The sequence below is a fragment of the Mesorhizobium sp. M7A.F.Ca.CA.002.05.1.1 genome (assembly GCF_003998335.1).
Lineage (GTDB): Bacteria > Pseudomonadota > Alphaproteobacteria > Rhizobiales > Rhizobiaceae > Mesorhizobium.
On record NZ_RZQI01000353.1, the window covers coordinates 1 to 5725 of the forward strand.

At 63.3% G+C, this 5725-nt stretch carries 5 protein-coding genes and 1 pseudogene; 5 read left to right on the forward strand and 1 reads right to left on the reverse strand.

What is annotated here, in order from left to right:
- The 5 genes and pseudogenes from EN939_RS18375 to EN939_RS18395 form a co-directional block, all read left to right on the forward strand.
- Window positions 1–210, forward strand: a pseudogene (locus EN939_RS18375) (glycosyltransferase family 4 protein); the annotation flags it as partial.
- Between the two features lie 50 nt (window positions 211–260).
- The gene (locus EN939_RS18380) at window positions 261–2423 is read left to right on the forward strand and encodes an amylo-alpha-1,6-glucosidase (protein WP_127269143.1); all 2163 of its coding nucleotides are present in this window, start codon (window positions 261–263) and stop codon (window positions 2421–2423) included.
- Window positions 2424–2565: 142 nt separating this feature from the next.
- On the forward strand, window positions 2566–4347 hold the full coding sequence (locus EN939_RS18385) for an alpha,alpha-trehalose-phosphate synthase (UDP-forming) (protein ID WP_127269144.1): 1782 nt from the start codon (window positions 2566–2568) through the stop codon (window positions 4345–4347).
- A 53-nt stretch (window positions 4348–4400) separates the two neighbouring features.
- Window positions 4401–5126, forward strand: a complete 726-nt coding sequence (gene otsB / locus EN939_RS18390; protein WP_164749458.1) for a trehalose-phosphatase — start codon at window positions 4401–4403, stop codon at window positions 5124–5126.
- 60 nt (window positions 5127–5186) lie between these two features.
- Window positions 5187–5435 (forward strand): hypothetical protein, encoded by a 249-nt coding sequence (locus tag EN939_RS18395; protein WP_127269146.1) that lies wholly within the window; start codon window positions 5187–5189, stop codon window positions 5433–5435.
- A 30-nt stretch (window positions 5436–5465) separates the two neighbouring features.
- Here the strand turns inward: EN939_RS18395 and EN939_RS18400 are convergent.
- Window positions 5466–5725 (reverse strand): SDR family oxidoreductase (locus EN939_RS18400; RefSeq protein WP_127269147.1); only part of this gene is annotated, 260 nt, incomplete at its 5' end.

The following is a 5725-nucleotide window of genomic DNA, read 5'->3' on the forward strand; positions in this document are numbered from 1 at the left end:
CTGCCCGAGATCATCGATCAAGGCGTGACCGGTTTCATCGCTGACACGCTGGATGGAGCGGTCGCCGCGGTGCCTGCTTTGCTGCAGCTCGACAGGCGCAAGGTGAGGGCCGTTTTTGAAAAGCGTTTTTCCGCTCGAAGAATGGCCGGCGACTATCTGGCCGCCTATGCGGGCCTGATCGGCGTCCCGAGCGCGGCGAAGGCGTCTTGAGCAGCGACGTGCTCGAGCCACGGCAACGAAACAACAGGGATCTTTGACGAATGGCCCAACTCGATGAGCGCCAGCTCGATCCTGCGGTTGCGCTTGCATCGCTCGACGCCACCGCACCTCGCGAGCCGCATCGGCTGTTTGCGCTCAAACAGGGCGATTGCTTCGCGGTTGCCGACGCCTATGGCGACATACGTGGAGCCGGCGACGGTTTCTTTCGCGACGACACACGGGTTCTTTCCGAGTTCCGGCTGACCGTCGGCGGCAGGCAGACATCGCTGCTCGGCGCCTCGCTCAGCCAGGACAATGTGCTGTTCACCACCAATTTGACCAATCTGCCGATACAGAGCGCCGGCGGACGCGACATCCCGCAGGGAGCCATCCACATCGAACGCGTCAGGCTGCTCTGGCAGGACAGGCTGTTCGAACGCATCACGCTTTCCAATTACAGCCGGGAACATTCGACGATCAACGTTTCCCTGCACTATTCCGCCGATTTCCGCGACATGTTCGAAGTGCGTGGCTCGACACGGCTGAAGCGCGGGCTGGCCCATGCCGCCGAAACAGACGCGACGTCGGTCCTGCTGCGCTATGACGGGCTCGATGGCCTGGCCCGCCTCTCTGCGATATCGTTCTCGCAGGCGCCGGACCAACTGACAGCCAACCGTGCCGATTTCCTGATCGCCGTGACCAAGCGCAGCAGGAAGGTGCTCTATGTCGAGGTCGGTCCCGAGGTGGCCGACAAGCCCGACCGCGACCGGTTCCGCGCCGCTGCCGCACGCGCCCGCTTTGGCATGCGGGCCAAACGTCGCCATGGCGCGACGGTGCGCAGCTCGGGCCGTGTCTTCAACGATTGGGTCGAGCGCGCCCGCGCCGATGTCGCGCTGCTGACCACCGAACTGGCGACCGGCCCCTATCCCTATGCCGGCATCCCCTGGTTCTCGACGGCGTTCGGTCGTGACGGCGTCATCTCGGCGCTGCAGATGCTGTGGCTCAATCCCGGGCTGGCGCGGGGCGTGTTGGCCTTTCTGGCCCAGCATCAGGCGACCGAGACATCGCCGTTCAGCGATTCGCAGCCGGGCAAGATCATGCACGAGACCCGCAAAGGCGAAATGGTGGCGCTGCGGGAGCTTCCCTTCGGCCGCTACTACGGTGGCGTCGATACGACACCGCTCTACATCTATCTTGCTTGCGCCTACGCCGATCGTACCGGTGACATGGCATTCATCGACGGCCTGTGGCCTTCGCTGTGCGCGGCGGCCGAATGGACGGAGGAGGCGGGCCGGGAGACCGGATTCGTGACTTACCAGCGAGCGGCCGAGTCCGGCCTCGCAAACCAGGGATGGAAGGACAGTTTCGATTCGGTCTTCCATGCCGATGGCCGCATTCCCAAGGGCCCGATAGCCCTGGTCGAAGTGCAGGGCTATGTCTTTGCCGCCTTCCGCGGGCTGGCCAAGCTTGCCCGCCGCCGTGGCGAGGACGACAAAGCCGATCACTGGGAGGACCGCGCCGAGGCGATGCGGGTGGCGGTGGAACGCGATTTCTGGCTTGACGATCTCGGCTTCTATGCCCTTGCGATCGACGGTGCCGGCGAGCCCTGCAAGGTGCGGACCTCGAATGCCGGGCATCTGCTCTTTGTCGGATTGCCTGAGCCGGCGCGGGCCCAGATGGTCGCCGACCAGCTGCTTTCCGCCTCCTTCCATTCCGGCTGGGGGCTGAGGACGCTTGCCGACGATGCGGTGTTCTTTAACCCGATGTCGTACCACAATGGCTCGATCTGGCCGCACGACACCGCCATATGCGGTGCCGGCCTGGCGCATTATGGCGAGCGTGAAAGCGTGGTTCGCCTGATGAGCGGCACATTCGAATCCGCGGTCCATTTCAACATGCGGCTGCCCGAACTGTTCTGCGGGTTTACACGCGCGCCGGGCGAAGCACCCATCGCCTATCCCGTCGCTTGCCTGCCGCAAGCGTGGTCGGCGGGATCCGCCTTCATGCTGATGCAGGCCTGCCTTGGCCTGGAGATCGACGGCTGGGATGGCGAAATCCGCGTCACCCGCCCGAGACTGCCGATCGGCATCGACACGCTGACACTGCGGCACCTGGGCGTCGGCGACCGGGTCGTCGATCTCACCTTCCAGCGCGTCGGTGACCGGGTCGTCGCTTTCCTTGCCGACCGCCATGAAGGGCTGGTGCCGCTCATCGTAAGGACATGATCCGAACAAAATTGGCGGAACCGATCCGAGCTTTGTGCGTTGCAAAAATACAGGTCCGAACGCTGACCACGTGGTCGGCGGACCGTTTCAAATGGAAAACACGAACAAACGGTCGCCGACGGCCGGGGTGAGTTGACATTCAATGACAAACTACGGTGCGGACCTGCTCTGGGTTCTGATCTTCGCGAGCCTCGGTTTTTCCGCTCTTGCCGTTTTCCTCTCCATATCGCGGCACCGTCGCCGTCATCCACCCGCGGTCGCACATACGGCAGGCGAAGATGTGGCCGCGGAAGCCGCGCGCAAGGTGATACGGGAGTTCGAAAAGAATGGCCAATCGGCCGATGCCGCGCTGGTGACCTGGTCGCCCGAAACATTGCGCAAGATCCTGGCCGACGATCTGCCCGATGCGCAGGTCATCGTGGTGTCCAATCGCGAACCGTACATCCACAATGTGAAGGGCGACGGCGTCGAGTTGCTCGTCCCGGCCAGCGGACTGGTGTCGGCGCTCGAGCCCATTACCCGCGCCTGTGCCGGCACCTGGATCGCCTATGGCGGCGGAACGGCGGACCGCCTCACCGTCGACGACCACGATCGTGTGCAGGTGCCGCCTGGCAACCCGTCCTACACGTTGCGCCGGGTCTGGCTGACGGAGGAAGAGCATCAGGGCTATTATCTCGGTTTCGCCAATGAGGGCCTTTGGCCACTTTGCCATATCGCCTTCACCCGGCCGATTTTTCGCGCCTCCGACTGGGCTGCCTATGAAGCCGTCAACCGGAAGTTTGCCGATACGGTGGTTGCCGAGGCCCGCAACGAGCGGCCGATCGTGCTGGTCCAGGACTACCATTTCGCGCTGCTGCCGCGCATGATCCGCGAGCGCCTGCCGGAGGCGATCGTCATCACTTTCTGGCACATCCCGTGGCCGAATTCGGAAGTGTACAGCATCTGTCCTTGGCGCGAACGCATCCTCGAGGGGCTGCTCGGCAGTTCGATCATCGGCTTCCACACCCAGTTCCACGCCAACAATTTCACCGAAAGCGTCGATCGCTTCCTGGAAAGCCGCATCGAGCGGGCCGATGCGGCCATCTCCTACGGCGGACGGACCACATTGGTGCACGCCTATCCCATCTCGATAGAATGGCCGGCGGACCTGCTGGCGAAACTTCCCGATGTCGACGATTGCCGCGCTCGCATGCGCGAGAGGTTCGGTCTCAAAGCGGATGTGAAGCTGGCCGTCGGGGTCGAGCGCCTCGATTACACCAAGGGCATTCTTGATCGGTTTCACGCTTTGAACGAATTGTTCAAGCGACAGCCTGAATGGATCGGAAAACTTGTCTTCCTGCAGGTCGCGGCACCCAGCCGCGGCACGCTGCCGGCCTACAAATTGCTCCATGACGAGTGCCACCGTTATGCCGAAGAGCTCAACCGGCGTTATGGCAGCGAGGGCTACAGGCCGGTGATCATGGTGGCCGAACATCACTCGCAGGAACAGGTTTACGAGATCTATCGGGCCGCCGACATATGCATGGTCACCAGCCTGCATGACGGCATGAACCTCGTCGCAAAGGAATTCGTCGCCGCGCGCGACGACGAGCAGGGTGTTTTGATGCTCAGCACATTCGCCGGCGCCTCGCGCGAATTGCTGGAGGCGCTGATCGTCAACCCTTACGATGCCGCCATGATGAGCGGAGCGCTGTTGCAGGCATTGACCATGGCGCCCGAAGAACAGCGCGAGCGCATGCGACCCATGCGCGAGACGATCCGCAACAACAACGTCTATCGCTGGGCCGGCAGCATGCTTCTGGATGCGGCGCGTTTGCGTAAGCGCGGAGACCTCGATCGGGTAACCGGTGCCGCCGGCGACCCGCCGCCCAGCGTCGACAATGTCGTCTCCATCTTTGAGCGCAGACGGATGGCGATGTCATGAGCGATACGCTGCAGAAGATGATCGGCGAGACCCTGCAAAAGCCGCAGGCCGTCATGGAGAAACCGCAGCCTGTGCTGGCCGGCGAATGGGCATTGTTCCTCGACATCGACGGCACGTTGCTGGAACATGCCGAGCACCCGGACGCAGTCTCGGTCAGCGACGAGCTTCGCTCCTTGCTGCAAGGCCTGGACCGCAAGCTGAACGGGGCATTGGCGTTCATCACGGGCCGGTCCGTTGCGGCCGTCGACCATCTGTTTCAGCCTTTGAAACTGCGAGCCGCCGGGCTCTATGGCCTGGAACATCGGCTCCTGCCGGACGACGACGTCGAAATCGCGGACGAGCCGGCGGATATCGCAGCCCTTGCCGACGAGATCGAGGCCGAGCTCGGTCGTGGGGCGTATATCGAGCGCAAGGGACGGGTGCTGGCCATCCACACGCGCGCCGCCCCGCATCTGCTTCCGCGCGCGACGCAGCTTGTCGAGCAGGCGCTGGCCGGTTTGCCAAAGGGCTACCGGGTGGTTGCCGGCAACGCCGGCGTGGAATTGCTGCCGCTGGAGGCGGCCAAGGGTGCCGCGATTCGGCGTTTCATGGAGATTGCGCCATTCGCAGGTCGCCGCCCGGTCTTCCTGGGCGACGACACGTCGGACGAAAACGGCTTCGAAACGATCAATGATGCCGGCGGCATATCGATACGGGTCAAACCACCGGCGCAAACCACCGCGCAGTACGGGCTGGCCGGCGTTGCCGAGACGCTGGCCTGGCTGAGAGGTCAACTCTAGGTGCAGCCGACGCAACCGTGATCGCGCCTCCTGGAAAGGACAAGGAAAGGAACGGTTTCGATGGGACGCTTTGCACAATTGGTTCGAGAGATCACCCCGAACTGGCTTCACGCTCGCTCCTCCCGCCATGAGATCGCCGACGTTTCACCGTCCGACGCGGACTACAGCTGGCAAGAGGCGATCGACAACAAGATGTATGGGGCGGATACATCTGACTATTCCCATGTGCCGGAAAAGCCTGTTTCGGCAAAACCGGCAGGCGACAGGCCCGCGGACGAGAACGACCGCGTTCCAAAGAAGGCCAATTAAGGTCCCGTCGGAGCCCGATAGTCGCTGTTCCTATGCCGCAAATCTCAGGCCGCCATCGCAGGTCAGCACCTGGCCGGTCATGAAGCCGCTGGAGACGAGGAAGGCGATTGCGTCGGCCACGTCTTCGGCCCGACCGACGCGGCCGACCGGGGTCTTGCCGGCATAGTCGGCAAAGATCGTTTGCCTCTGCTCTTCGGCCAGAAAATCCCACCAGGGCGTGTCGATGACGCCCGGCGCCACGACATTGACGCGCAGCGGCTTCAGTTCCAGGGCCAGGATCGGCACCACAG